The organism is Psychrobium sp. MM17-31 (assembly GCF_022347785.1).
Lineage (GTDB): Bacteria > Pseudomonadota > Gammaproteobacteria > Enterobacterales > Psychrobiaceae > Psychrobium.
The window spans coordinates 709765-735273 of the sequence record NZ_JAKRGA010000001.1 but is presented as its reverse complement, the minus strand read 5'-3'; the positions used below and the strand labels follow the sequence as shown (position 1 = coordinate 735273).

At 43.7% G+C, this 25509-nt stretch carries 18 protein-coding genes; 8 read left to right on the top strand and 10 right to left on the bottom strand.

The window, feature by feature from the left end:
- Positions 1-25 precede the first annotated feature (25 nt).
- From MHM98_RS03215 to MHM98_RS03205, 3 genes are all read right to left on the bottom strand, one after another.
- Positions 26-2200 carry a S9 family peptidase gene (locus MHM98_RS03215; protein ID WP_239437794.1) on the bottom strand — a complete coding sequence of 725 codons (2175 nt, stop codon included), beginning with the start codon at positions 2198-2200 and terminating at the stop codon, positions 26-28.
- Between the two features lie 174 nt (positions 2201-2374).
- Positions 2375-3847 (bottom strand): Gfo/Idh/MocA family oxidoreductase, encoded by a 1473-nt coding sequence (locus tag MHM98_RS03210; RefSeq protein WP_239437793.1) that lies wholly within the window; start codon positions 3845-3847, stop codon positions 2375-2377.
- A 137-nt stretch (positions 3848-3984) separates the two neighbouring features.
- On the bottom strand, positions 3985-5796 hold the full coding sequence (locus MHM98_RS03205) for a hypothetical protein (protein WP_239437792.1): 1812 nt from the start codon (positions 5794-5796) through the stop codon (positions 3985-3987).
- A 149-nt stretch (positions 5797-5945) separates the two neighbouring features.
- Here MHM98_RS03205 and MHM98_RS03200 point away from each other — a divergent pair, with 149 nt between their 5' ends.
- The 4 genes from MHM98_RS03200 (at position 5946) to MHM98_RS03185 (ending at position 13790) form a co-directional block, all read left to right on the top strand.
- The gene (locus MHM98_RS03200; protein ID WP_239437791.1) at positions 5946-6746 is read left to right on the top strand and encodes an HAD family acid phosphatase; all 801 of its coding nucleotides are present in this window, start codon (positions 5946-5948) and stop codon (positions 6744-6746) included.
- A gap of 284 nt (positions 6747-7030) precedes the next feature.
- Positions 7031-9829 (top strand): cadherin-like domain-containing protein, encoded by a 2799-nt coding sequence (locus tag MHM98_RS03195; RefSeq protein ID WP_239437790.1) that lies wholly within the window; start codon positions 7031-7033, stop codon positions 9827-9829.
- A 6-nt stretch (positions 9830-9835) separates the two neighbouring features.
- Positions 9836-12544, top strand: coding sequence for a TonB-dependent receptor plug domain-containing protein (locus tag MHM98_RS03190; RefSeq protein ID WP_239437789.1), 2709 nt, complete (start codon positions 9836-9838; stop codon positions 12542-12544).
- 70 nt (positions 12545-12614) lie between these two features.
- Positions 12615-13790, top strand: a complete 1176-nt coding sequence (locus MHM98_RS03185) for a cytochrome c peroxidase (protein WP_239437788.1) — start codon at positions 12615-12617, stop codon at positions 13788-13790.
- 12 nt (positions 13791-13802) lie between these two features.
- Here the strand turns inward: MHM98_RS03185 and rlmF are convergent, their stop codons facing one another.
- On the bottom strand, positions 13803-14744 hold the full coding sequence (gene rlmF, locus MHM98_RS03180) for a 23S rRNA (adenine(1618)-N(6))-methyltransferase RlmF (protein WP_239437787.1): 942 nt from the start codon (positions 14742-14744) through the stop codon (positions 13803-13805).
- Positions 14745-14851: 107 nt separating this feature from the next.
- Between rlmF and MHM98_RS03175 the strand changes: the two genes are divergently transcribed.
- A complete protein-coding gene (locus MHM98_RS03175; RefSeq protein ID WP_239437786.1) occupies positions 14852-15550 on the top strand; it encodes a hypothetical protein in 699 nt (232 codons plus the stop codon).
- Positions 15551-15734: 184 nt separating this feature from the next.
- On the opposite strand, the gene glyA is transcribed toward MHM98_RS03175, so the two are convergent.
- A complete protein-coding gene (gene glyA, locus MHM98_RS03170) occupies positions 15735-17030 on the bottom strand; it encodes a serine hydroxymethyltransferase (RefSeq protein ID WP_275441375.1) in 1296 nt (431 codons plus the stop codon).
- 182 nt (positions 17031-17212) lie between these two features.
- Here glyA and MHM98_RS03165 point away from each other — a divergent pair, with 182 nt between their 5' ends.
- The gene (locus tag MHM98_RS03165; protein ID WP_239437785.1) at positions 17213-17830 is read left to right on the top strand and encodes an XRE family transcriptional regulator; all 618 of its coding nucleotides are present in this window, start codon (positions 17213-17215) and stop codon (positions 17828-17830) included.
- Between the two features lie 26 nt (positions 17831-17856).
- Here MHM98_RS03165 and MHM98_RS03160 read toward each other — a convergent pair whose 3' ends face one another.
- The gene (locus MHM98_RS03160; RefSeq protein WP_239437784.1) at positions 17857-20208 is read right to left on the bottom strand and encodes a DNA polymerase II; all 2352 of its coding nucleotides are present in this window, start codon (positions 20206-20208) and stop codon (positions 17857-17859) included.
- 51 nt (positions 20209-20259) lie between these two features.
- A complete protein-coding gene (locus MHM98_RS03155; RefSeq protein ID WP_239437783.1) occupies positions 20260-20697 on the bottom strand; it encodes a TerB family tellurite resistance protein in 438 nt (145 codons plus the stop codon).
- A 142-nt stretch (positions 20698-20839) separates the two neighbouring features.
- Between MHM98_RS03155 and MHM98_RS03150 the strand changes: the two genes are divergently transcribed.
- Positions 20840-21478: a DNA-J related domain-containing protein gene (locus MHM98_RS03150; RefSeq protein ID WP_239437782.1), complete on the top strand. Its 639-nt coding sequence runs from the start codon at positions 20840-20842 to the stop codon at positions 21476-21478.
- Positions 21479-21499: 21 nt separating this feature from the next.
- On the opposite strand, the gene MHM98_RS03145 is transcribed toward MHM98_RS03150, so the two are convergent.
- The 3 genes from MHM98_RS03145 to MHM98_RS03135 form a co-directional block, all read right to left on the bottom strand.
- Positions 21500-22687 carry a multidrug effflux MFS transporter gene (locus MHM98_RS03145; protein ID WP_239437781.1) on the bottom strand — a complete coding sequence of 396 codons (1188 nt, stop codon included), beginning with the start codon at positions 22685-22687 and terminating at the stop codon, positions 21500-21502.
- Between the two features lie 83 nt (positions 22688-22770).
- Positions 22771-23934: a cystathionine beta-lyase gene (locus tag MHM98_RS03140; protein WP_239437780.1), complete on the bottom strand. Its 1164-nt coding sequence runs from the start codon at positions 23932-23934 to the stop codon at positions 22771-22773.
- An 87-nt stretch (positions 23935-24021) separates the two neighbouring features.
- Positions 24022-24444 carry a hypothetical protein gene (locus MHM98_RS03135; RefSeq protein WP_239437779.1) on the bottom strand — a complete coding sequence of 141 codons (423 nt, stop codon included), beginning with the start codon at positions 24442-24444 and terminating at the stop codon, positions 24022-24024.
- A gap of 200 nt (positions 24445-24644) precedes the next feature.
- On the opposite strand from MHM98_RS03135, the gene MHM98_RS03130 reads away from it, so the two are divergent.
- Positions 24645-25409, top strand: coding sequence for a tRNA isopentenyl-2-thiomethyl-A-37 hydroxylase MiaE (locus tag MHM98_RS03130; protein ID WP_239437778.1), 765 nt, complete (start codon positions 24645-24647; stop codon positions 25407-25409).
- Positions 25410-25509 lie beyond the last annotated feature (100 nt).

Below are 25509 nucleotides of genomic sequence, written 5' to 3'. Positions count from 1 at the left end.
TAAATTAAGTAAATTTTATGCGGTCTTATTTAACTAAGTCTAAGAAGAACGCGTATTGCAGTGCCGATTGGTTAATGCGCTTAAAGCGACCAGATGCACCACCGTGACCCGATTCCATATCGGTTTTGAATACTAATAGGTTGTCACCTGTTTTGTATTCACGCAATTTAGCAACCCACTTCATTGGTTCGAAGTATTGTACTTGTGAGTCATGTAGACCCGTAGTTACTAAGATATTCGGGTAGTCTTGCGCCTTAACCTGATCGTATGGCGAGTACGATAACATGTAGTCGTAGTACTCTTTGTTTTTCGGGTTACCCCACTCATCAAACTCATTGGTGGTTAATGGAATGCTCTCATCAAGCATGGTTGTTACCACGTCAACAAAAGGTACTGCCGCAGCCATACCGTTGTAGAGAGACGGTTCCATGTTCATCACTGCGCCCATTAATAGGCCGCCAGCACTGCCGCCAGCCGCAAAAATGTTGTCTTTGTTACCGTATTTTTGCTCAACCAGACCTTTGGTCACGTCGATAAAGTCGGTGAAGGTATTCATTTTGGTCAGCTTTTTACCATCTTCATACCAAGGACGACCAAGCATTTGTGAACCGCGAATATGGGCGATAGCGTAAACAAAACCGCGATCTAATAGGCTTAAACGCGTGATAGAGAACGATGGATCCATGGTTGAACCGTACGAACCGTAGCCGTATTGTAGCAGTGGGTTTGTGCCGTCTTTCTTGAATTTATCTTTGCGATAAACCAGTGACACAGGCACTTTTTTACCGTCGCGTGCGGTAATCATGATGCGCTCTGATTTGTAGTTATTAGCGTTGAAATCACCTAACACTTTCGATTGCTTAAGGAGCTTTTTAGCATCGCCTGTTAATGAGTAATCGTAGTGAGATCCCGGCGTTGTCATGCTTGAATAGTACAAACGAATTTTATCGCTGTTTAGATTGTTGTTGCCGTATAGACTCACGCGATAAGCAGGATCGTTAAACTCAAGCTCGCGCTCTTTACCCGTGGTTAAATCACGCACAGTGATTTTTGTTAAGCCGTTGTCACGCTGGTTGTAAACAAGGTGGTTATCAAATAGTGAGAAACCGTTGAGTTTTACATTGTCGTTAGCTGGAATAACATCAACCCATTTGCTTTGATCGTTTAAATCGGCTTTAGAGGCTTTCATTAAACGGAAGTTGGTGGCGTTCCAGTTCGTATTGATATAGAAATCGTCGCCTTTTTTAGCCACTGAATATTCGTGACCCTTGCGGCGAGGAATAACGCGCATCGGTTTTGCTTTAGGGTCGTTAGCATCGATAAGCGATACGCCGCTAGCTTCGGTGCTATCGTGGCTAATGTAGATGGTCGAACCGTCTTTCGACTTCCACACGTAGGTGTAGTAAGACTTATCTTGCTCTTCATACACTAACTCGTCGCTGCTTTGTGGTTGACCTAGCGTGTGACGGTAAACTTGGAAGCCAAGTAGGGTTTGCAGATCTTTCTTTATGTAGTAAACGGTTTTGTTGTCGTTCCCCCAAACTGCGCCGCCACTAGTGCCCTCAAGGCTATCTGGTAGCATCTTGCCTGTAGCAAGATCTTTAAAGCGAATGGTGTAAATGCGGCGACTTACTGTATCTTCGCCATACGCTAAAATTTTGTCGTTCGGGCTAACTGATAAACCTGATACCGCATAGTAATCGTGTGCTTTGGCTAATTCATTAACATCAAGCAATACTTGCTTGTCGGTGCCGTTAAAATCTTTTGCGCGCACGTGAACAGGATATTCATTGTCACCTGTGGTTTCGCTTGAATAGTAGTATGCGCCGTCTTGCACTGGTACCGAGTTGTCGTCTTTAACAATACGGCCCTTGATTTCATCGAATAACACTTTTTGCATGTCTTCGGTATGCGCAAGCTTCGCTTTGGTGTAGGCATTTTCAGCCTCTAGATGCGCTAGGATCTCTGGATCTTTACGCTCGTCATCGCGCATCCAGTAGTAGTTATCGGTACGTTTATGACCGTGTGTTTCAATGACATGAGGCACTTTTTTAGCAACAGGCGCTTTGACTTCTGGAGCCGCTTGTTTAGATGCTGGCGCTGATGCTTCTGGTGAGGTTGTCTGCTGTGAACTATCACAGCCGCTTAAAATAAGCGTTGGTGCCAAAAGTAGGCTAAGAGTGGTTAATTTGGTTTTCATGGAAATCCCTGTGTTGTTGTATGTACCGCCTTAATTTGCCGATACATCTATTTTTATCGCCTTCGAGTGTACCCGAAAAAATGCGATAACATAACAAAAGAACAGGGAGTAATGACTTTTGCGCAGTACAAAGATGTAACTAAATCTTTCGCACTGCGCCTGCGAGGGAAACTCCTACGAAACTATCGGTAATGGTTTACCTGTTTTCCATGCGCCACGGGTAAAGTCTGGAATGTCTTTCGAATTACTGCGATCTGCTACCGATGCCACGCTTAGTGGGAAAATTGACGACCAAGCTGCTGCATCATAAACGTCTTGATCGAGAGGTTCACCATTGCGCAGACAATAAATAATGCGATAGTTCATTAAGAAATCCATGCCGCCGTGTCCGCCGTTGCGCTTGGCTTCTTCCCCCATGCGTGTGTATAGCGGGTGATCGTATTGCTTACGCCATTTTTCCATATCGCGATCCCAACCGTGGAAACTTGGTGGGTAAGGTTTACGGCCTTGTTCGCCACCGTCTTTCCACGCTTGTAGGGCTTTTTGATGCTCTGCTTCATAAATCGCTTTAATGGCTGGTGGCGGTGTTTCAACGGCGATGCGATTTGGGAAACCAGCGAAGGTACCGTTAGTGCCTTGAATAAGGTTATGTCTGGTGTAGGGACGCGGACTAGTGGTGTCGTGCTGCACCATAATCGTTCTGCCGTTAACCGTTTTAATGATACTGGTATTAATATCGCCAGCGATATAATCGAGCTGGTTGCGTTCGTGATCGGTGGCGAATTCTTTCTTGGCATAAGCTGCGCGGCCAAGAGCAGGGGAGCTCATTGATGTAACATAGTCAAAGCGATCGCCACGGTTAATATTCATGTATTGCGAAACAGGCCCCAAACCATGGGTTGGATAAAGATTGCCGTTGGTTTTAGTATGCCAATAGGTGCGCCATGAACCGGTCTTGTGCTCAATTTCTTTCATTTGCCAGCGCAAATCATGAATGTAAGCGGCTTCGCCGTGAACCAAGTCTCCAAACAAGCCTTGGCGCACCATGTTGAGCACCATTAATTCATCGCGGCCGTAGTTAACGTTTTCCATCATCATGCAGTTTTTCTGCGTGCGCTCTGCGGTATCTACTAGTTGCCAACACTCTTCAAGTGTCGTTGCTGCGGGTACTTCTACAAAGGCATGCTTGCCACTTTCCATGGTTTCGACACACATCGGTGTGTGCCATGCCCAAGGCGTGGAAATGATGACAATGTCGATATCATCACGCGCTAGCATGTCGCGATAGGCGTGCTCGCTGCCAGTGTAGGCGGTTGGTTTTTCTCGCCCCTGCTCAACCACGTGATTGACGGCGCGATCTAACACTTCTTGGTGGGTATCACAGATAGCTTTGACTTCGACACCATCGAGTACGCAATAATGTTTAACATGGCCAATACCGCGTTGCCCAACACCGATAAAGCCAACGCGTACGACATCCATTTTATCAACAACCAGTCCCATAACACTTTTACCTTGCTGTAATGGTGGCGGTGACGTTTTTGAGCTAGTGGTGGTTTGACAGCCAGAAAGCGCACCAGTAGCGCTGGCTAATGCCGCTGTGCCGACAGCGGTTTTAAGAAAATCGCGGCGATTAACTTTTTTCATAGTGATCCCAGAAGTTATTGTATTTTTTATCGGCACTAGTTTTAAGGCATATTGGATACAATTTCAATGCGACCTAGCAGCAATTTGATTGCATAGGAATTTCTATTTATCGGTTTTTCTCGCGACAATAATTCCAACTAGCCAAATTCAATGAAGTGTCCGTCACAATCTATTTCTATCAAGCTTTCTGGTGGCTCTGGATAAAGTTCTGGGAAGGCCTCTATGATAGCGTCAATATGTTCAAATCCTCGCAATTTTAAATGATGTACTGCATTAATGTGCCAACGGTTAATTTGTGGCGTGTTTGCCATGAGTAGTTCAAGAAATTCCATATCGTATTCACGTTTATTACTACGCAGCCGCATTAGATAAGCGATTAGCGGATCGGGCGCATTAACGGAAGTCGTTAGTGGATAACCTTTTCTTATTAACGTTTTGGCTAAATCATCCTTGCCCATTAACATCGTATTGAATACTAAGCTCGCGCCATGTTGATTGGTGGTAGCAATATCGCCAGCCTGTTTAATGATTGACAGGCTATCTTCAACGTTTATTCTGCGCAGCGCGAAGGCTAAGTTGGGATCTTTGGGATAAAGGCCGTGTTCTATCAGCAATGACAATTGCTCTAATCGATTGTTTCGATGCCCTGTGGAGTCACCCGACGTAAAACTAAAAATATGATGATAGGTGTTTGGTAAACCCTGTTTAATGAGTTTAGCTTTCTCCTTAAAGTCATCTTTTTTCATGGCATCAATGCTAAATATTTTTCCTCTGTCCCAACCTTGAGATGTAAGAAAATAGTCTGTTTCGATAATACTATCGATGACAAAGCAACCGTTGATAAACTCGCTAAGTGCCGTGTAATCGCCTTGGTTGATGATAGACGTTAAGCTAACGCGAGAGATCGAATACACAGGCTTTTCAGGTTTATTTTCCTTACACCATGTCTCGGCCACAGGGCGCTGATTATGTTTGTCATATTGGGTAAGACTTTTTTGCCATTGTTGTAACAGCTGTTCGTTACTCTGCGGCGTTAGTGTTGCTATGTTAACGAAGTTTACGGCGCGAAAATCGATGCCAAAGCGACTTAAGTTTTTTAATTCAAGACCAACTCTCACTTCTTTATTTTCTCTCGCTAAAACGAAAAACGTCGCACTATTGATGGCGCTGAGATCGTCGATAATACGCTGCTTTTGTACCGTGCTAAAAGGCGCGCGAATCAGAGCTTGTGTGATGTCGAGTATTAACATTGCATTTTCAATGGGGTGATAATCTTGTTTAGCTAATTGCAAAATGCTGTGTTGTAGTGTCGAGAAATCATTTTCTGTTATGGCATCTTCCACCACGCGCGTCCAAACTTCTCTTTCAACACCGGGTAGATTACTAATAGTGTAATTAGCTCGCTCGATAAGCGTGGCGTCAATGGATAGATATGTATTCCACCAGCCAATATTCATTGGTAAAGTCGGCTTGCCTTCAGACTCTTTTCCGTTACTCGCTAATTCAACAAGTTTCTTTTTGTGTTGCTTGAAGTCTTCATGCGCTATCGACACACTACTGATATCGCGAACAAAGTTTACTGTGGATTCAACGCCATACTCCGCCATTAAGGTATCTAAGATAACCATCTTATCGACACCATCATAAAAACTATTTGCAGCCACCTTTGCAATAAACCTTTGCCTTGAACGATCAAAGCTTTTGGCAGTGCGCTCAAAATCTTCACAAACTAATTGTGTCGATATAGACTTGAGCACTGTCGCCATCGTCGGCGTGCTCTCAGGATGATTAGGGGAAAATGAATTACTTTGTGGTTGAACGTCCTCAACCATCGATGATTGTTGTGTGGCAGCTTGGTTAGGTAGCTCTGAAAAAAGACGATAAACCTGAATGGAAATTACTAATAAAACGCTGAGGATGATGGCAATAACGAGATTGGTTTTATTCATAATTTTCCATAACTTGACTGCTGTGGATTCAATGTAGCTTAAAACTTGCCGTGTTTTCAAATGCGAGTTAGATCACAAAGCATTCTATTGTTATAAAGTATCATTATTGAGTTACTAAAATTTCAAGTCATACAACTGAGTAAATCAATATGAACAAAGTCATCTCAAGTGTATTAGCGGCGAGCTTGTGCTTAGCAAGCGTTGGCCAACTTCAGGCTAATCCCACCAATAATAAATCTACAGCCGCTAAGAAACTCGGACTAAGCACTGGGGTAAAATGGACACAGCAAAGTAAAGAGTTTCCACTAATCACTAGCTACCTTTATCAACAAGCAACGCAAAGTTTAAAAGAACGTCAATTACCTAAAACACCTTGGTTAGTGATTATGGATGTGGATGAAACACTGCTAAATAACAGCGATTACAACAAACGTTTGGACTTAACTGGCGGCAGTTACACCAGTGATAGCTGGCGTGCTTGGGTACAAGAGAAAAACGCTACCGCCATTCCAGGAGCCATTGAATTTGTGAAAACGGTAATTGAATTAGGCGGACAATTAGCCTTTGTGACCAATCGCAATCATTTAGACGATGGTGATACTTGGCAAAACTTAGTGAGTGTTGGCTTTCCTATCGATGCCAAAAATACCTGTTTAACGGGCAAGCGTCCACAAGACAAAAAAGCCATCGATCATAAAACTATTATCAATGACAAAGATCTACGCCGTAATGAGTTTACTTCAGGTAAAGCAACTCAGTGTTGGGCACAAGACAAAGCGTTAAAAACTCTGTGGAATCGCGATTTTACCTTGGTAATGCAAGTGGGCGATAATATCGAAGATATCGCACAAACAACGCAAAAAAATGCTGATATTTCTAAGCTTTTACAACGTCAAGCACAAGACATTTTGATCTTACCAAACGCCATGTATGGTTCTTGGGGCCATTAACCCTGCAATTTTTCTTAGGGAAACAAGGATGTTTTCCTCGCGTTTTCGTCATCATTGCTATTCTTCCTTTCTTTTCAATATTCAAATGAGTAGCTTCTGCAAAGATTAATCACTTGTTTAAACTCAGTGTTTGCACTTGCTCTAACTATTTATTTATCTACCTTTATTCGTCCTAATTTTGCCGTTGATATCATCTAGTTATTTTTTATAACTTTATACGAAAATCACATTGAAATTGAGAATGGTTTGCATTAAGATCGCGTACCTTTCTTATCGGAGGTGTTATGAAAAATACATTTAAACTATTACCCGTAGCTGCTGCAGTTGCTACGTTAACCGCTTGTGGCGGGAGTTCTAGCAATTCAGTTCCTGAGTTCTCTCAATCTAGTTATACGTTGTCGGTTCAAGAGGATGCGAGCGGCAAATTAACAGCAACAGCAACGGATGCTAATAACAGTGATGTATTGTCATATTCATTAGGAAATGCACCTGCCAATGGTACAGTAGAAGTAGCTGCTAATGGCGAATTAACCTACACACCTGACGCAAACTTTAACGGTCAAGATACCTTTAGTGTTTCTGTTTCTGATGGAAAAGCCACGGTAAGCGCTCAGGTGACGGTGACGGTTGAAAATGTAAATGATGCACCAACCATTGACTCTGAAAAGCTTGTATTAACTGGCGGCGAAACGAAAACAGCAACGGTAGATGCACAAGATATTGATGGTGATACCTTAACTTATAGCGTAGTTACAGAGCCAACCAAAGGAACATTGACTCTAGACAGCGCAACAGGTGCAATTACTTACACGCCTAACGAATTAAGCGTTGTGAATGACTCAGTCGAAGTTAAAGTTAGCGATGGCAATGGCGGTGAAGTTACCGAAACGCTTGCACTTTCATCTAGCGCAGCCAGCAATGCCGACCGTGCTTATTACTACTATGCAGATGATAGTTCTCGATTAGAGCGTGCAGAAACAGTAGTCACTGCACTGGAAGATGACTTAAACCAAGGTGATGTATTTACGGCGTTAGCTAATGGTTATGCTGCAGCTGGTCTTTCAAAAGAAGTTGACCGTTTAACTAGCGATGAAAAAATTGTTCGTGATGAACAGCGTGCGGGGGCCTATGTTGGAGTTGCGAATAACTATCAGGGGCAAGATGAAGCTAAACAAGCTAAAGCTGCTGAGTTGCGCGATCAAGCATTAGCACTCTATGGGGAATATGTAGCAACAAAAGGTACATCGTCGTTCAATCGTGATGATGTTAGCTTTTACAACGATATCTCTGATTCTTATTTTAAAGCTGGTAATGCTGAGAAAGCTACAAATGCTTTTAGTGTACTAGATGTTTTATTCGAAAACGGTGCAGACAAACCTTATGAAACACATGTTTTGCAAGCTTACTTTGGCTATCGCGGGATAATCAATGATGCTATCGAACAATGGCAAAATAATCCGACTGACGAAAATTACAACCTAGCAGTTAGACATGTTGATCGTCTGCATGGCTATGCTAATCAAGTTGGTCACCGTTTAGTAAGCAATGACCGCAATGGTAACCTGGGTAAAATTTATCACAGTGTACGTAATACAGCACTAGAAGCAGTTGTTGAATCGTACCGCGTGCTAGGTGAAAACGAAAAAGCCAAGACGGCGCTTGCAGATGCATTAGCACTTTACGGTGTGGTTAATTATGACAGCGAATACCCTCGCACTGCTGCTGATTCTGCGCCTGTGACTGCGGTTGAATATCCTTACGGCATGGTTAGTGTTGCAGATGACATTGTGCATTTATATCCTGATTTTGATATTAAGCTATTAACAGATAAAGCGGCGACTGATTTTTATAAAGAATGGATTACTGACGACGCTAATGAGACAAAACTTTTAGCTAATGTTTCCAACGCTGCAACAAAAGAAGACGCACTGGCATTACTGGAAGCTGCGAAAAATGAAGAAAATCTTCGTGCGCACTTCACCTCCACCGTGGCATTTAGTCGTGTTGGTACTAAAGGTGCGGCTATTCTTTACAGAGAAAAGCAGCAATATGACAATGCTGTATTCATGCTGGGGAAAGGGATTGAGATTATTGGCTCTGACGCATACCTAGCGCAGAATGTCGAACAGCAATTCGTGACTGGTTCTACTGGCTGTCAAATGGTGTTAGAAGAGTATGAATTAATTACAAGCCGCACTCAATCACAGGCACATATTGACGCAATGCAAGCATCGTTTACAACTTGTAGCAATATTGCTCTAACGAAATATAACAACGGTATCAACGATACAGATATCGAAGTTAGTGACGCAATATACGCACAAGCAACCATGCTGTATTTCGCTCAAACGCTAAATGACAAAGAAGCTATCGCAAAACACGTTGCTGTTATTGAAGAAAACTTTCAAAAAGCTAGAGAGATTGAAAGCGATGCTATTTTATTTACTAAAGTTGGCGAAAGTTACTATAAAGCTAAAGATTATGTAAAAGCACAAGGGATGTACAACCGCGCGCTTGAGCTAGTTCGTAAAGTTGAAACTAACGCTGCTGAGCAAGACAAAGGTACTGTGACTGCTAAGTACTTTAACTCAGGATCCGTTTCTACTAATTACTTAGGTTTTGTTAATGCGATTAGACGCGAAATGGGGGTTAACCCTGATGCGCCCGCTGCATTAGCTGCTGCAACAAAAACATGGCATGACTTTATTAAAGTAAACATGACGGATTTAGAAGATTCAGCGCTGCAGTTTAAACTAAATTTCTTACCTAAATACGCTGCACAGCTTACTAGCCTAGGCAAGTTTGACGATGCCTTCGCTATTGCTAGCAATGAAGCGCTTGGTACTGTTGAAAAAGATGCAATCAATGCAGCTACTGCTTCGGCAATGAGTACGTGGGATGATTTTACTCGCACAAACATTGCAAGTGTAGATACTGACAAAGATGGTAAACCAAACTTCTTTGCGGCCTTTGCAACACAAGCAATGATTGACGCGTCGGGCTTAACGCTTGATGAAGACAGTGATAACGACGGTGTGAATGACGACGTGGATGGCTTCCCGTTAGATAGCACTAAACAGTAAAGCTCTATGAAGTTTTTACACATGTTACCAGCAGCTAGCATTGTGCTAGCTGCTGTTGCGTTTGGCGAAGAGAAAGTTGCGACTCCTGTGGTTGAGGAAAAAGCCAGTGAGCAACAACAGAAAAATTCAGTGTCGAACAAACAGTGTGCCAAGGATGATAAGCAGTGTTTAAAGCCAATCGAACGAATTAAGGTCGTCGGCCAGCGCATTAACCCAATTTCTCAATCGAGTGAAGGTTCCTATACTCTCGATCAAAAACTAATAGAAGACTATAACTTTGGTAATGGTAATCTCAATGATTTACTAGGCGTGTTGCCAGGTGTGCAATATGGTGAGTCAGCCTATCAATCAGGACAAGTTTCTAACATTAAACCGCCAGAGGTTTCAATCGCGGGAAGTTATGGTCAACAATCTGGTTACAGTATTGATGGCATAAACAACAATTCGAAGCTTAATACCAGTAATGCCACTGCCGATCGCAACTTGTTGCAAGATGTCGTTGGTCATAGCCAAGAAGTTTTTATCAACCTGCAATTACTTGATGAAGTGACCGTTTACGACAGTAACATTCCGGCTAAATACGGCCAGTTTTCTGGCGGTTTAGTGTTAGCCAAAACCAAGAATGCAGAGCAAAAAACGCAATATGGATTTAGCTATCGCCAAACTGCAGGTAGTTTTGTTGAGTATCAACGTTTTTATGCGCCAACATTTAGTGGTGATGATACCCTACCAATTCCAGATTTTAGCAAACGTGATTTTAGTGCTTATTATTCGACACCGCTCAATGAGCAAAGCGGCATTAGTACTCAATTGCAAATGCTTGAATCAAAAGAGTCTTTTGACCAATTAGGTACCTATCGTCAGCAAGTACAGAAGAACTATAATGCGATGGTTAAATACCACAACCATTTAACAGCTAATGATTTGCTTACGACGAGTCTATTGTATGCACCATTTGATGCCGATTATTTTGATACCAATGCACTCAATAGTGATTACAATACGACAGGTGGTGGACTTGTTGTAACAGGGCAGTGGGAAGCAAATCGCGATTGGGGCGATTTTGATAGTACGTTGTCTTGGCGCAATAGTACCAACAACAAAGAAACCTCATCACAACGCCTGTTGTGGGCTAAAGCTGAAGGCAGAAACTGGGGCGAATATACTGATAGCTCGGTCAGTGCTGAAGGTGGTTACGGTGATATTGAGAAAATTCAAGATACTATAGCTTTCTCTCAAGATTTTGTACTTAATGCAATCCGTCATCGTTGGGGTTACCAACAGTTTAATGTCGGTTATAAACTCGAGCATCAGCACACCCAGTTCAATCGATTGGAAGATTCAGTGATTTACAATGGCGTTGTTATTTCGCCTGATATTAACTGTAATGGCTATACAGTCGATTGTGTTGAAACTCGATATCATCGTCCAATTGCCGAATTAGAAGCCGAATTGGGGCGTCCATTTGACTTTACCAATGCAGAAGATGTGTTGCTGTTTGATCAAAATATTGCCCAAACAGGTCAATATTTCCAACGTCGTCAAGTATCACCACAAAGCAATGCCGAGGCTAAGGTTAACTATTTATCGCTGTATATCGAAGATGAGATAGATTGGGAACGTTTAACCGCTGTCGTTGGCTTACGCTATGAATACAACGATTTCTTTAAGAATCATACACTGTCACCGCGAGCTCGATTAAAATTCGACCTTACTGAAGATGCTACACAAGCTATTACCTTAGGTATTAATCGTTATTATCAAGGCGATGTTGCTAGTTATAAGCTTAATGAAGCGATGACTCCGATGCGTGAAGAAGTGCGTAAAGTCCTCAATAATCGCCCCGGACAGTGGGAAGCAGCTAAGTTAACCTCCGGTTATGGTTACGAGTACAAAGATACTAAAACCCCCTATAGTGATGAGATTACGCTAGCGTATCGAGCTCAACTGCTAGGTGGGACCTTAGAGGCAAAGTGGCTCAATCGTAAAAGTAAAGACAGTATTAATCGTGTCAAAGGTTTTAACGAAACCGGTCAATCAGTGCTCTTTGGCGGTAACGATGGCAGTAGCGAATATGAGCGTATCTCTTTGAGCTGGATGGCAAACTTTGATAATCAGCACGTGCAATTTAATTTGTCACATGCTGTGAGTAAAGTAGACGCTGCTACCTTTGATGGCAAGACACAAACGATCAACTTTGACGGTTCAAGAAGTACTCTTAACTTCGATTACGACGATAGTGAACTCGTATTTTTGCGCACCCTTACCGCAGACGGGAACAACAGGGATGCGCTAATAACCCGCAATGATCTTGGCCTTGAACGTCGTGATTTTAATCGTCCAATAGTAGCTAACTTAGGCTGGGGCGGTGAGTGGGGCGCTTGGCGCTTGTCGGCTGCGGCGCGTTATAATGGTAAACAAGATATTATTTACGCCACTAATCAGTTTGAGTCATACACAGAGGCAACCACAATTTGTAACGGGTGTGCGCCATCCAAACGTGAATATCCGCTGTATATTGCTGGTGAACGACCTGCGTTTTGGCTCCTCAGCGGCAGCATAAAATATTCATTCGATATATTTGGCAAAGACAAAGTAGTGCTGTCATTTGACGGCGAGAACCTACTCAACAAACGTACCTATCAAATAGCACCCAAAACAACCGGTTTAGAGTTGGGGCGTCGCTTTTGGTTAGGCATCAGTTACAAGCATTAATACTAAAACACTGGCTCCTAGATTCATTAGGAGCCTTTTTGTTTTTAGCAAAAAATAGCAAGGCAATTCCGTGAATTTTATTAATAAACTATCGATAGCATTAGTCAGTGCATCGATTTTATCTTTTTCAGTATCTCAGGCGGCTAGCGCACAGCAAACTGCTGTACCGCTGACCATAGAGCAGTTACGCAAATTATATAGCAAGCCTATAAATCAATGGCCCAAACCACAACTTCGCGAAGGCATTGAGCATCGTCCACTAGGACGAGTGCCTATGCCGACATTTCCTACGACCAATCCATTTTCCGTCGCTAAAATGCGCCTTGGCGAAAAGCTGTTTCACGATCCTAAACTGTCGCGCTCAGGGCAGATTGCTTGCGCCAGTTGTCATGATCGCGATTTAGGTTGGGGCGATGGCCGTGAAAAATCCTTTGGTCATGACAGGCAAACAGGAGCGCGCAACTCGCCGGGCATTGAAAACGCCGCGTTCCGTCAAACATTATTCTGGGATGGCCGCGCCGCAACTCTTGAACAGCAAGCGCTAATGCCGATAGTCGATAAAGTAGAAATGAACTTTACGCTACCCGAGTTGGAGCAGCGCCTAAATGCGAATGAAGAATATAAGCAGCAATTTAAGGCTGTTTTTGGCCAAGAGCAGATCACCGCTAAGCTCATCGGTCAGGCGATTGCGACCTATGAACGCACGCTACTATCACGCACTTCTAACTTTGATCGTTTCTTAATGGCGATTGAAGAAAAACCGGGACGCCGTCGCGATGCGTTGTTAGCGAGTTTGAATGATAGTGCGTTAAACGGTTTGCACCTCTTTCGCACCAAAGCTGGCTGTCTTAACTGTCACAATGGTCCAACGTTTTCCGATGAGCAGTTTCACAATATCGGTTTAACCTATTACAAACGAAAATTTGAAGATTTGGGGCGTTACAAAGTGACCAAAAATCCTGAGGATGTTGGTAAATTTAAAACGCCAAGTCTTCGTGGCGTGATGAACAACAAACCTTGGATGCACAACGGGTTTTTCGCGGCAATGGACGGCATTATGAATATCTACAATGCGGGTGGAATTCCGCAGCGCGTCGATAAAGATGATCCGCTATCGCCAAAGACCTCACATCTGCTTAAGCCACTTAATCTCAATCAGCAAGAATTGAAAGATTTAGAGGAGTTTATGCATGCGATAACAGCGCATCCTGCACGTGGCCCACATTATAAATTTGCGAGAGAATAACTTAAGTTTAGATTAACTAGGCTTTGATTGGCACCACAGCTGCTGCTGTTGTGGTGTCAAAAATGTCCACGCTAAAAAGCGGCTTACCTTTTGGCCTTGTGCCATATTCACTACTTTGATCTCGATTGCGCCGATTTTTTCTAACTTCTTCTTCAGTGGGCGCAAATTGTCTTTATTGGATATTAGCGAGCTAAACCACAACACCTGCTGCGAAAAATCGACACTTTCGCTAATCATTTTGCCAACAAAGGCTTTTTCGCCGCCTTTGCACCATAACTCCGCATTTTGACCACCGAAATTGAGCTTACTGTCACCGCGTTTATTGGTGCCTAAATTGCGGCGTTTACGCTCGCTTCCCGCATTGGCTTGGTTAAGTGATTCATGAAAAGGTGGGTTACACAGGGTAAAATCAAACAGTTCGCCATCGTTGATAATGCCGTGAAAAATGCGATTATTGTCATTTTGTAGACGTAGTGTAATTGCATTATTTAGCGTTGGATTGGCATCTAAAATAGCTTGGCTCGACTTTATCGATTTACTGTCAATATCACTCGCCACAAACTGCCATTGATAAACCTGCCTGCCGAGCAGCGGATAAATACAGCCTGCGCCTGTGCCGATATCAAGTCCTCGTAGCGCTGGTTTTTTCCGTTGCTTAGTTTGATAGGTAGTTGCCAACAAATCACTTAAATAATGAATGTAATCAACACGCCCCGGAATTGGCGGACATAAGAACCCCTTGGGAATGTCCCAATCACTTACTTGATAATCCACCTTTAAAATCGCGCGATTAAGCAACTTTACCGCATCGCTATTGGCAAAGTTAATCGACGGTTTACCCAGTTTATTGCTGATAATATGAGGTGCTAACAACGGCTCTGTCTTTGCTAGCTTGGCAAAATCGTATTGGCCGCGATGTTTGTTACGGGGATGCAGTTTGTGCTTGGTATTCATGGTAGTTCTAGTTAACGGTAATAGCCCTATATTAACACGTCAGTTTGGCGCAGCATTTGCTTTATTGGGTTATTTATCCCAAACCGTCAAAATTTTGTGAGCCATCAATGAACTCAATCGGACTTTATAACAGCTTAGTTAGTACCAATTATTTGGGTAATCAAACCGACGCTCAAGTAGAAAAGGCTGACAAGGTTACGCCGCTTAAAGATGTCTCTAAAGACAAGGTGTCCGACGAAGGGGCTGGGGAGAAACTTAAGCTTTCTAGCCGCTCGCAAAAATTACACGCCATCAGTGAGCAGTTTTTCTCGCATGGTAATTTTACTCAAATCGACACCAAGGCGCTGATTGAAAAGGTGCACGAATACGGGTTGATTTCCGATGGTGAGTATCAATCCCTAACGGGAAGCTCGCTGTTTAAATCGAAATTTTCTCAGCAGAAAGAAGATGAAAAACCGACAAGCTTGGTGGATTACCTTAGGGATATCAAAAAGGCAGTTGATAAATCTGAAGACGGCGCTAATCCGTCGGCCAAGAATATTGCGCTGTCGTCTGGATTAGAAAAAGCGATGACTATCTTATCCGATGTGGAAAAGGCTAAAACCTCAGATACCTTTAAGCAAGATATCAATCATGCGCAATCAGAGCTTACTAAACTGGCCAATAGTGAATCATTCTCTAAATTAGGTAGTGGCTATCAGCAGGCGGTTAAAAGCACCAGTGCTGCGTTAGAAATTATCGAAAAAATCTCTCCACAGCGATTGTCTAATCCCTTTGTAAATCGTTATTTAGATTTCGCTAGCTAGCTTTCTCTCTCTCAAAAGAAAAAAAACGGCTCCGAAGAGCCGCTGAACAAACTAACTAAAGGAATAACAAAACGATCGAGGAGGGGGATCGCGTTAGCGATAAATAATCCCCAAGTTCCTCGATGCAACTTGGGGATGTTAGGTTTACGGTTTTGCTATCACTAGGAAGCTATATCCGCAAATCTTAACGGTATAGTGGGTACTTGTTGCAAAGCTCTTGCACAAGGCCTAATACGCGTTGTTCTTCGGCGCTGTTGTCTTCTGGGTTACTTACTAACCCGTCTAATACATCACCAATCCAGTGACCAATTTGGATGAAGTCTTCTTCGGTGAAACCACGGCTGGTACCAGCTGGAGTACCAAGACGAATACCTGAGGTGATCATTGGTTTTTCTGGGTCAAACGGAATACCGTTTTTGTTACAAGTGATACCTGCACGCTCTAGACTTTGCTCTGCCGCATTACCTTTGAGGCCTTTTGGACGTAAGTCAACAAGCATTAAATGCGTGTCTGTACCGCCAGTCACTATGTCACAGCCGCGAGAGATTAGCGTGTTAGCTAGTGCTTTAGCATTGGTAATGACTTGTGAAATGTAAGAATGGAATTCTGGCTCTAGTGCTTCACCAAGGGCAACCGCTTTACCAGCGATTACGTGCATTAATGGACCACCTTGCAGACCTGGGAATACTGCTGAGTTAACTTTTTTGGCGATTTCTTCGCTGTTGGTTAAGATCATGCCGCCACGTGGGCCGCGCAGTGTTTTGTGAGTCGTTGTCGTTACAACGTCTGCGTATGGCAGTGGGTTTTGATGATGGTTAGTCGCAATTAGACCTGCGATGTGAGCCATATCTACCATTAGGTAAGCACCCACTTCATCTGCGATCTCACGGAAGCGTTTAAAGTCTATTTCACGAGGGATTGCTGAACCGCCGGCAATAATTAGCTTTGGTTTGTGTTCGCGTGCAAGTTCTAATACTTGGTCGAAATCAATGGCTAGATCTGATTCACGTACGCCGTATTGAATGGCGTTAAACCATTTACCAGACTGGGCTGGACGAGCGCCGTGGGTAAGGTGACCACCTGCGTCCAGTGACATACCTAAAATAGTATCACCTGGGGTTAGTAGTGCTTGAAATACTGAACCGTTTGCTTGTGCACCCGAGTGTGGTTGTACGTTAACGTATTCACAGCCGAAGATTTGCTTGGCGCGATCGATTGCTAGTTGCTCTACGATATCTACGTATTCACAACCGCCGTAGTAACGACGACCAGGGTAGCCTTCTGCATATTTATTGGTTAGGGCGCTGCCTTGCGCTTGCATAACAGCTTTTGAAACGATGTTTTCAGAAGCGATCAGTTCAATTTGTTGCTCTTGACGTTTATTTTCTAAATCGATAGCCATTTGTACTGCGCCATCGGTTGCTGCCAAACCTGAGGCAAAGAAATGTTCTAGTTCGAATGAGCTGTAATTACTTTTCATAATCGTTCTCTTATTAGGTTGTTTTCCACATAATAGATTAAAAGTTTCCAATTGGAAACCTTTGTTTGTAATTTGTTAAAAATTTGTACTCCAGTAAACTTTTAATGGGGTGTTTCTAGAATGAAATTTTTATGTAACAATTGAGGCCATCTCTGAGCTGCACTATGTATGGAATACAATTAATGACTACTGATATTTACCCTTCGATGACTGTTGCCGATAATGAACAAAAAGAGCGTCCGGTAGAAAAGATGCAATTGGGTAAGCAAGTCAAAGCCATCCGTAAGCAAAACAATTTGACGTTAGAAGAAGCAGGAAAACTAACAGGACTCGCGCGTTCAACGCTGTCTAAAATTGAAAATGAGCAGATTTCGCCGACCTTTGCTGTTATGCAGAAGTTAGCAGCGGGTTTGAACATCGATATTCCGCAGCTATTTACCAAACCAGAGAAAGCTCAAGCAACGGGACGTCGCGATATTACAAAGTCGGGGCAAGGTGTGCCGCATTTAACGCCGACATATGAACACGAATTGTTATCGACACAATTAAGCCAAAAGAAGATGATGCCTTATCGCTCACGCGTTCATGCACGCTCATTCGACGATTACGGAGATTGGGTACGTCACGAAGGCGAAGAATTTTTATTGGTGATTGAAGGTGAGGTGGAGCTGTACACCGAGTTTTATGAGCCAACTAAGTTAGGCGTTGGTGATAGTGCTTATTACGATGCCATGATGGGGCATTGTTTGATTTCTACCTCGAAAGAAGACGCGCTGATTTTATGGGTAACGACGAGCTAGTTACCCTATTTTAGATCTGCTCTATGCTAAAATAGTCCCATCTGCACATCGGTAATTTGTGCGTAGCTTGTGCCAATAAAGGGTAAGATCCCATCCACTATTGGCGCAATTTGTTTTTCGATGTAATGCTCATAATCGATAGTAGTTTCCAAATAATCCACGGGCTCAGGCCCATTTAACGTTATCAAATAACTAATGCTTCCTTTGCGCTGATATTGCAGTGGTCTACCCAGCGCTTTGTTTTTCTCGTCGGCAAGGCGGGCGGCTTTTACTTGCGGTGGCACGTTTTTAACGTATTGCGCTAATTCACGGCGTAGACGTTTGGTGTAGACGAGTTTGTCGTCGTGTTGACCTTGTTTAACTTGTTCGATGATATTTAAGATGTAATCTTTAGGATCTTCGCCATCAAACACTAATTGATAAACCGCTTGTTGGACATCGCGGGCAAGCTGTGTCCAATCAGAGCGCACACTTTCCAATCCTTTAAACACCAGCTTATTGCCTTGCGATGTATACAGCATGCCCGCGTAGCGTTTTTTACTGCCTTGTTCTGAGCCGCGGATCGTCGGCATCACAAAGCGCTGATACAGGGTTTCAAACTCTAACTCCATGTGGCAATCGATGTCGAAATCACTGCGCAGTTTATCGATCCAGCGCTGGTTGATATCGCGCGCTAAATCAATGCCGATTTGATTGGCTTGTTCACTGGTGTAGCCTTCGCCAACCAACACAAAAACAGAATCGGTATCGCCGTAGATCACTTGATGCTTTTCTTCTATCCACTGTGCTGTTTGCTGAATAATCTGGTGACCGCGCATCGTTATCGAGCTAGCAAGGCGCGTATCGTAGAAGCGGCAGCCGCCAGAGCCTAATACGCCGTAAAACGAACTCATTAGAATCTTAATGGCTTGTGAGCGCGGGTTGTCGTTGTCTTTTTTGGCTTGATCTCGTTGTTGCCATAAATCGGTGATGATTTGCGGTAGAAAGTGTTTATCGCGTGAGAACTTGGCTTTTTTAAAGCCATCGATAGCAACTTCGGGATTGTTAAGGCCTTCTACCATGCCCATGGGATCAACTTTAAATGTGCGAATGATTGACGGATATAGACTCTTAAAATCCAACACCAATACGTTGTCGTACAGACCCGGCACCGAATCCATGACATAGCCACCGGGGCTGGCAAGGCCTCCATCGGGCGGCAAGTTAGGCGCAATGTACCCTGCGCGATGTAATTTGGGCAAATAGAGGTTGGTAAAAGCAGCCACCGAGCCGCCGACGCGATCGAGTAATAATCCGGTCAATTGGCTGCGGAAAATGAGAAATTCAAGTAAGCCAGTGTGGGCGAAAATTTCGTTTACTAAGGCGCAATCTTCAAGGTTATAGGCGGCAAGCGCTGGTTTGTCATGCTTAAAGTTATGATTAATTTCCGCCATTCGATCATGGACGTTTTCAACCAGTTTACCTCGGTTTAATAATTCATTGGCCACAAAATCTAAACTGAAACTGGCAAATTGATAGGTGGCAGTTTTAAGGGCGTCAATGCCGTCAATGACCACGCGGCCGGGTAGGGTGATATAACCGTTGTTGTCGGTGTTAGATTCTCGCCACAACGCAAAGCTTTGACCGCGACCAAGACGGAGTTTTTTGCCGTGGTATTGGGCGCGTTTGATCAGTAACCTAAAATCGAAATTAATGACGTTCCAGCCGATGATAATATCGGGATCTTGCTTGTTAATAGCGATTTCGAGGGCTTCGAGCAGAGCAGCTTCGTTTTCTACCCACTCAATGTAATCATGGCTCTGTTGTGGCTCACCGACCATAATGACCTTTTGATAGCTTGGCGCGTGAAGACCAATGGAATAAAGCACACCTTTTTCACTACATTCGATATCTAATGACAGCACCGATAACGTCGGCTTGTATTGACTTGGACGGATCTTAACGTTGCGATATTCGGTGTATTCGGGGTGGCTAATCGGTTGGCCTTGAAACTCAATGCCGCCGCAAATAAAGCGTTCCATTAAATAGCGCTGATCGAGGCGGAAATCGCTCTCATAGGTCATTATTAGTGCTTGTTTTAGTAAATAGCTGGCACTGCGTGAATCGCTAATATTGTTGAAATACAACGCCGTAACGGGCTGTAAATCGAAGGTTTGCATGGTGAGGGATTTGAATTGAACGTCGATCCCTTCGTCGCGCAATGCTTGTTGTGCGTTTGCTACTTGATTGGTGGCAATGAAAAAGACGGGTTGCTGCCCGTCGATAGTTAATTTTATTGGGCCGCTCGGCGTGGCAAGCCAGCATGATATGACGGGCTTGCCGCCGATATCTAAGGCTTGCTGAGTGAGTAAAAATCCGTGTTGGCTAGCGGCAGTCATAAACTAAGTCGTTGATCTTCAATGGCGCCAATTATACGTGGAGAGTTATGACTATTCGATAACTTTTAATTTGGCCTGAATAAAATCACTGTGATTTAAATAGAGCAAATCGCTGATGCGGCGAATGATGTGCTCTTCGTTAACATCGATATCATCATCTGAATTGGCCACTTGCCATAGTTCATACAAAAAGTGAACGCGCTGTGGGCGATCAAGGTGTTGGCGCAGAATATGAGTGAATTCTTGTAGTGATACGGCGTTGTGTTGATGAGTTTTGGCCTCATCTAACATGGCTTGTGCGGCGTATTCGTCAAGTGAAAAACTGGTTTTGAACAACGCGAGCATTGCATTTTCTTCGGCAGGTTTTATGCAATCGTCAGCGGCAGCTACTTCATAGAGTAATACAGCCATCGCTAATTCTAAACCAACCACGGGAGCTGGCGCCTGCTGGTTAACATGAGAAAAGAGCTGGGCAAGGGATTTAAACATAGTGTTCTCATTTTAGGTTGTTTTGAATGAGTCTACTCTGATAGTAAATAATGCCAATAGCCTCTTTGTAATCAATTGTGTTATCGGTCACAATTGATTAGGATTAGTTTACTTAGTAATCAGGAACTCGGTTAGATTTTTTATGAATATGGACATCGCTAAACACTCACCTATTACCGAGCTCTTACTCAAGGCAAACAGCCACGATAATCCGCTAACTTGGCCTCTTTTAAGCCTATTGGAAGAACAGCCGCAGCACTGGAAAGTGCACTATTTAGTAACGGCTTTGCGAGAGAAGGGGCTGTTGCAATCGCTTGACGAAGATGAAAACAAAGATTTGTTTAAGCGCAATTTCCTTACCATGAATGCTCTTTATCAATTGCAATTGATGTTATTACCTAATCAATGGTTGCAAGTTCAAGCAATGGATATTTTTCTATCGCGCTCTGTGCCGTCTCACGTTGAATTAGAGTTACAACACGATGCGGCATTGCGGGACTATTATCTGGACTGGGAAAATTACGACACCAGCGGCGATTTGATTAGGGAAATGCTCAAATCATTTTGGCACAAATATAATAACTATATTGGCGAGACATCACCAGCAGTCGGGCGCGAACAAGCGTTGCAGGTTTTTGGTTTAGAAAGTGATGCTACGCCGCGAGATATTCGCAAGCGCTGGCGCAAACTGGCGTTGCAACATCACCCCGATCGCGCTGGTGGCGACGCAGCAAAGTTCAAACAAGCTTGCCGCGCATGGCAAACCCTGCGTGTGGAATAGCGTTATTTAACCGAGCTCTGGCTATTTAATAAAATGCCATGCCTTGCCGAGTTTGCTGTAAAGCAAGAATAAACACGGCAGCAATAACAGCATGTGCACGCTAAGTAAGTCCACATCATTGAGCGGGCTGCGCTGCATTAAGCCCACCAGTAATCCCGCACCACTCATTTGAATTAAGCCAAGTAATGCCGCTGCCGTGCCTGCGCGATCGCCAAATGGTGCTAGAGCTTTACCAGCACTTGCCCCCAATACCAGCGCAAAACCAATCGATGAGCCAATAATCGGAATCATAAACGCCCAAGCGGTGTTAAAGCTTTGCAGGCCTATCATTAATAGTCCGGCAAAGACTAAGCTGAAAAGCCCTAGTGCAAGCGCTTTAAAAGTACCAATTTTATCCATCAGCTTTGGTGCTAGTAGACTGGCGGCAATGTTAAATACGGCGTTAATGCCAAACCACCACGTAAATTGCGCCATGGTTAAACCAAGTTGATCCATAAGATAAACTGGGGCGGATGTTACATAAGCCAAAATCACCGCCATCGCCAGCAGGCACATAATGGCGTGGAACAGAAAGGTTGGATGATAAAGTACGCTTTTATAACGCTGCCAACTAAGTAGGTTTTTACTGACATGCGTATCGCTAGGGCGAGTTTCTTTCATGTTGAACCCGATCAACAACAAGCTGATTATCCCGAAAATCACCATAAAGCTAAAGTTGCTGCGCCAGCCAAATTCACTAGTAAGCCAGCTACCTAGAATAGGCGCGAGGGCTGGAATAAAACAGATAGCGCCATTGAGATAGCTGATCATTCTGCCACTGCGCTCAGGGCCAAAGCTATCGCGAACACAAGCAAAAGCAGCGACTGAGGTAGCGCAGGCTCCGAATCCTTGGCACAGTCTTGTAAGTAGCAATAAATCGATGCTCTGTGCTAGGTAGGCAATGACTGAACAGCTAATGTAGATGGCGATGCCAGTAAGTGCGACGGGTCTACGGCCATAGCGATCCGCTAATGGCCCAGCAAAGAGTTGTCCTAAACCAAGACTAAAAATAAACCAGGTTATGGTGTCTTGCGCTAGCGCATTGCTAATGACTAAATCGCTGGCTATTTGCGGCAGTGCTGGCAAATAAATATCAATGGCAATTGGGCTAAAGATTACGAGTAAGATAAGAATGAAAAAAGGCTGTTTAGCGCCCTCAGTTGTTGCCATATTGAAGAGGTTCAGTCATAAAAAAGGCGTAGTTTAGATGAGTTCTACGCCTTTGGATAGGGAATGTTTTGGCAGCTTGGCAATTATGCGAGCTTGGCCAAACCTTGCGCAAGATCACTGATGAGATCATCAACATCTTCAAGCCCAATATGCACGCGAATCAGTCGATTTGATTCCGTCCAAGGCTTAGCCGTTCGCAATCTGTCCAAACCGTTAACCGGTAGGATCAAACTTTCAAATCCACCCCAGCTAAAGCCCATTTTAAAGTGTTGCATGCTATCTAACATGGCGACAATTTTCGCTTCGTCATCACAATTTACAACAAAGGAGAATAAGCCATTTGAACCACTGAAATCGCGTTTATAGAACTCGTGCCCCGGACATTCTTCAAATGCTGGGTGGAATACGGTTTTAACTATGGCTTGTTCTTTAAGCCAGTGAGCGACTTTTAGCGCGCTATCCTGATGCTGTTTCATGCGCACGGACAACGTGCGAATACCGCGTAGTGCCATGTAGCAATCATCTGGCGCAGCGCATTGACCTAACAAGTAGCTATTTTCACGTAACGTCGGCCAGTGTTTTTCGTTGGCGGTTGCTGTGCCAAGCATGGCATCGGAATGGCCAACGATGTATTTGGTGGCGGCTTGTACAGAGATATCTACACCGTAATCAAACGGCTTAAACAGTAAACCACTGCCCCAAGTATTGTCGAGAATAACCGTGATATCGTGTTGGTGAGCGATCTTAGATAACGTTGGTACGTCTTGAATTTCCATGGTATTTGAGCCAGGCGATTCCAAGAACAAGACCTTGGTATTGGGCTGGATGAGGGTTTTAATGTCGCTGCCAATCAGTGGATCGTAATAGGTCGTTTCAATGCCAAGGTTTTTGAGCATGTTGTCGCAAAACGCCCGTGTAGGTTCATATGCGGTATCTACCATTAATAGGTGATCGCCTTGCTTTAAAAAAGATAGTAATGCACTGGTAATCGCCGCTGTGCCACAAGGATAAAGAGCACACCCCGCGCCGCCTTCAAGCTCTGTCATCGCTTGGGAAAGGGCAAAGGTAGTTGTAGTGCCGCGACGTCCGTAAAACAGCGTATCGCCAGCTCGCTTAGCTGTGGCGTGTTTCATGTCTTTCACACTGTCAAACACAACGGTTGAAGCGCGTTGTAGAACGGGGTTAACACCGCCTTGGGTCCACTTTTGTTCGCGACCGCTATCAATTAAACGAGTATCAGGTTTCATGCTCTTTCCTTACAAGTTACAGACGTCTGGCCGTCTATTAAACATCAAAGTGAGTAAGGATGCATCAAAATTGTTTAGTTTATTTGATTATATCGTTGAGCGAGTATCTTCTAATAAGAAACCGGAGTCAGCTAGCCAGTCTAGCGCCTGTGCTTGGTTGTTAAAGTGATTAACGGTAATTTGATTTGGCATGGCTTTTAAGCCTGAGCGGTTAAGTTGAAAATCGACCATGGCATTGCTGCCAACAATGGCAATGTGAGTGCGGTGATTGGTTTTACACCATTGCTCGAATTCTTTGGCAAAGACTTCTGCTTCTTGCGTGGCTAATTGCCATTGACTAACGTCTACAAGACCCGCCCACGGAGCATCTAACAGTGGCGCCGCTTTTTGTTTGTATTCGGCGACAAAGTGTTTAATGGTGATATCGTTCCAGCTACCGAAAGATTCGCTAATTATTACGCGATCGACGACTTTTATACGATAGCTCCCATGACGCAAATGTTTTGGCATTTCTCGGCTCCAATCAATCGGCAGTTCAGGAATAGCTAAATAGGTGACTTAATCAACTAGCTTGCCGATTGTATTAAAGGAATGGGGCAATTACTAGTAATTGCCTATCTACTTTTGGTTAAGACAGCTATTTAGATCAATGAATAACTCAACGTGGCGTGATACTATGCGCCCAAAATTTTTAGCCGCTTGAGGTCAAAGTGTCGAATCAACAATTACTTGCGCCAATTTTAAACTTTTTACACTGTCAAACTCCCGATGAATGGGTACAAGAAGCCGTTAAGCCGGAAAATTTACCAGAGCTGTTGCTGGATCATTTGATGTGTGAATTAAAAGCAGGTCAAACAGCGATGTTTTTGATGCGTAAATATGCGCTTGATAAATCGAGCTGTGATGTGGTGATGAAGTGGTTCGAACCTTACGAACAGTATGTCTATAAAAAAGTGGGGTCTATGGAGGAGTTGGCTAAGTACAACCCGCCACTAAAAAAAGTGGTGGCCAATAGCGACGATCCATTTGCGCAATCTCTGGTGGACAAAATGATGCTTCTCATTAAAGAAGAGTTACATCACTTTTATCAAGTGTTAGAAATTATGGAACAGCGTGGTATTGAGTATCGCAATATTCGCGCAGGTCGCTACGCCAAAGGCATGATGAAGCACGTTATAACTCACGAGCCGAATACGCTTATCGATAAGCTTATTATCGGGGCTTATATCGAAGCACGCTCATGTGAGCGGTTTGCCAAGATAGCACCGCTACTCGATGATGATCTTAATAAATTCTATACCTCGTTATTACGCAGTGAAGCGCGCCATTACCAAGATTATTTAGCTTTAGCTGAAATGGTGGCAGGCAAAGATATTAGTGAACGTATTCGCTTTTTTGGTGAAGTGGAGGCTGAGCTAATTTTAAGCGCAGATCCAGATTTTAAGTTTCACAGTGGCATACCACTTTCTTCTTAATTTGAATAAGTTAGATCCAATTAACAGGCTCAGGTTTTAATTTTAACGAATTGTTGTGTTACCATTTTTAATACAAACATCCTACTAAGTACCGATAGAT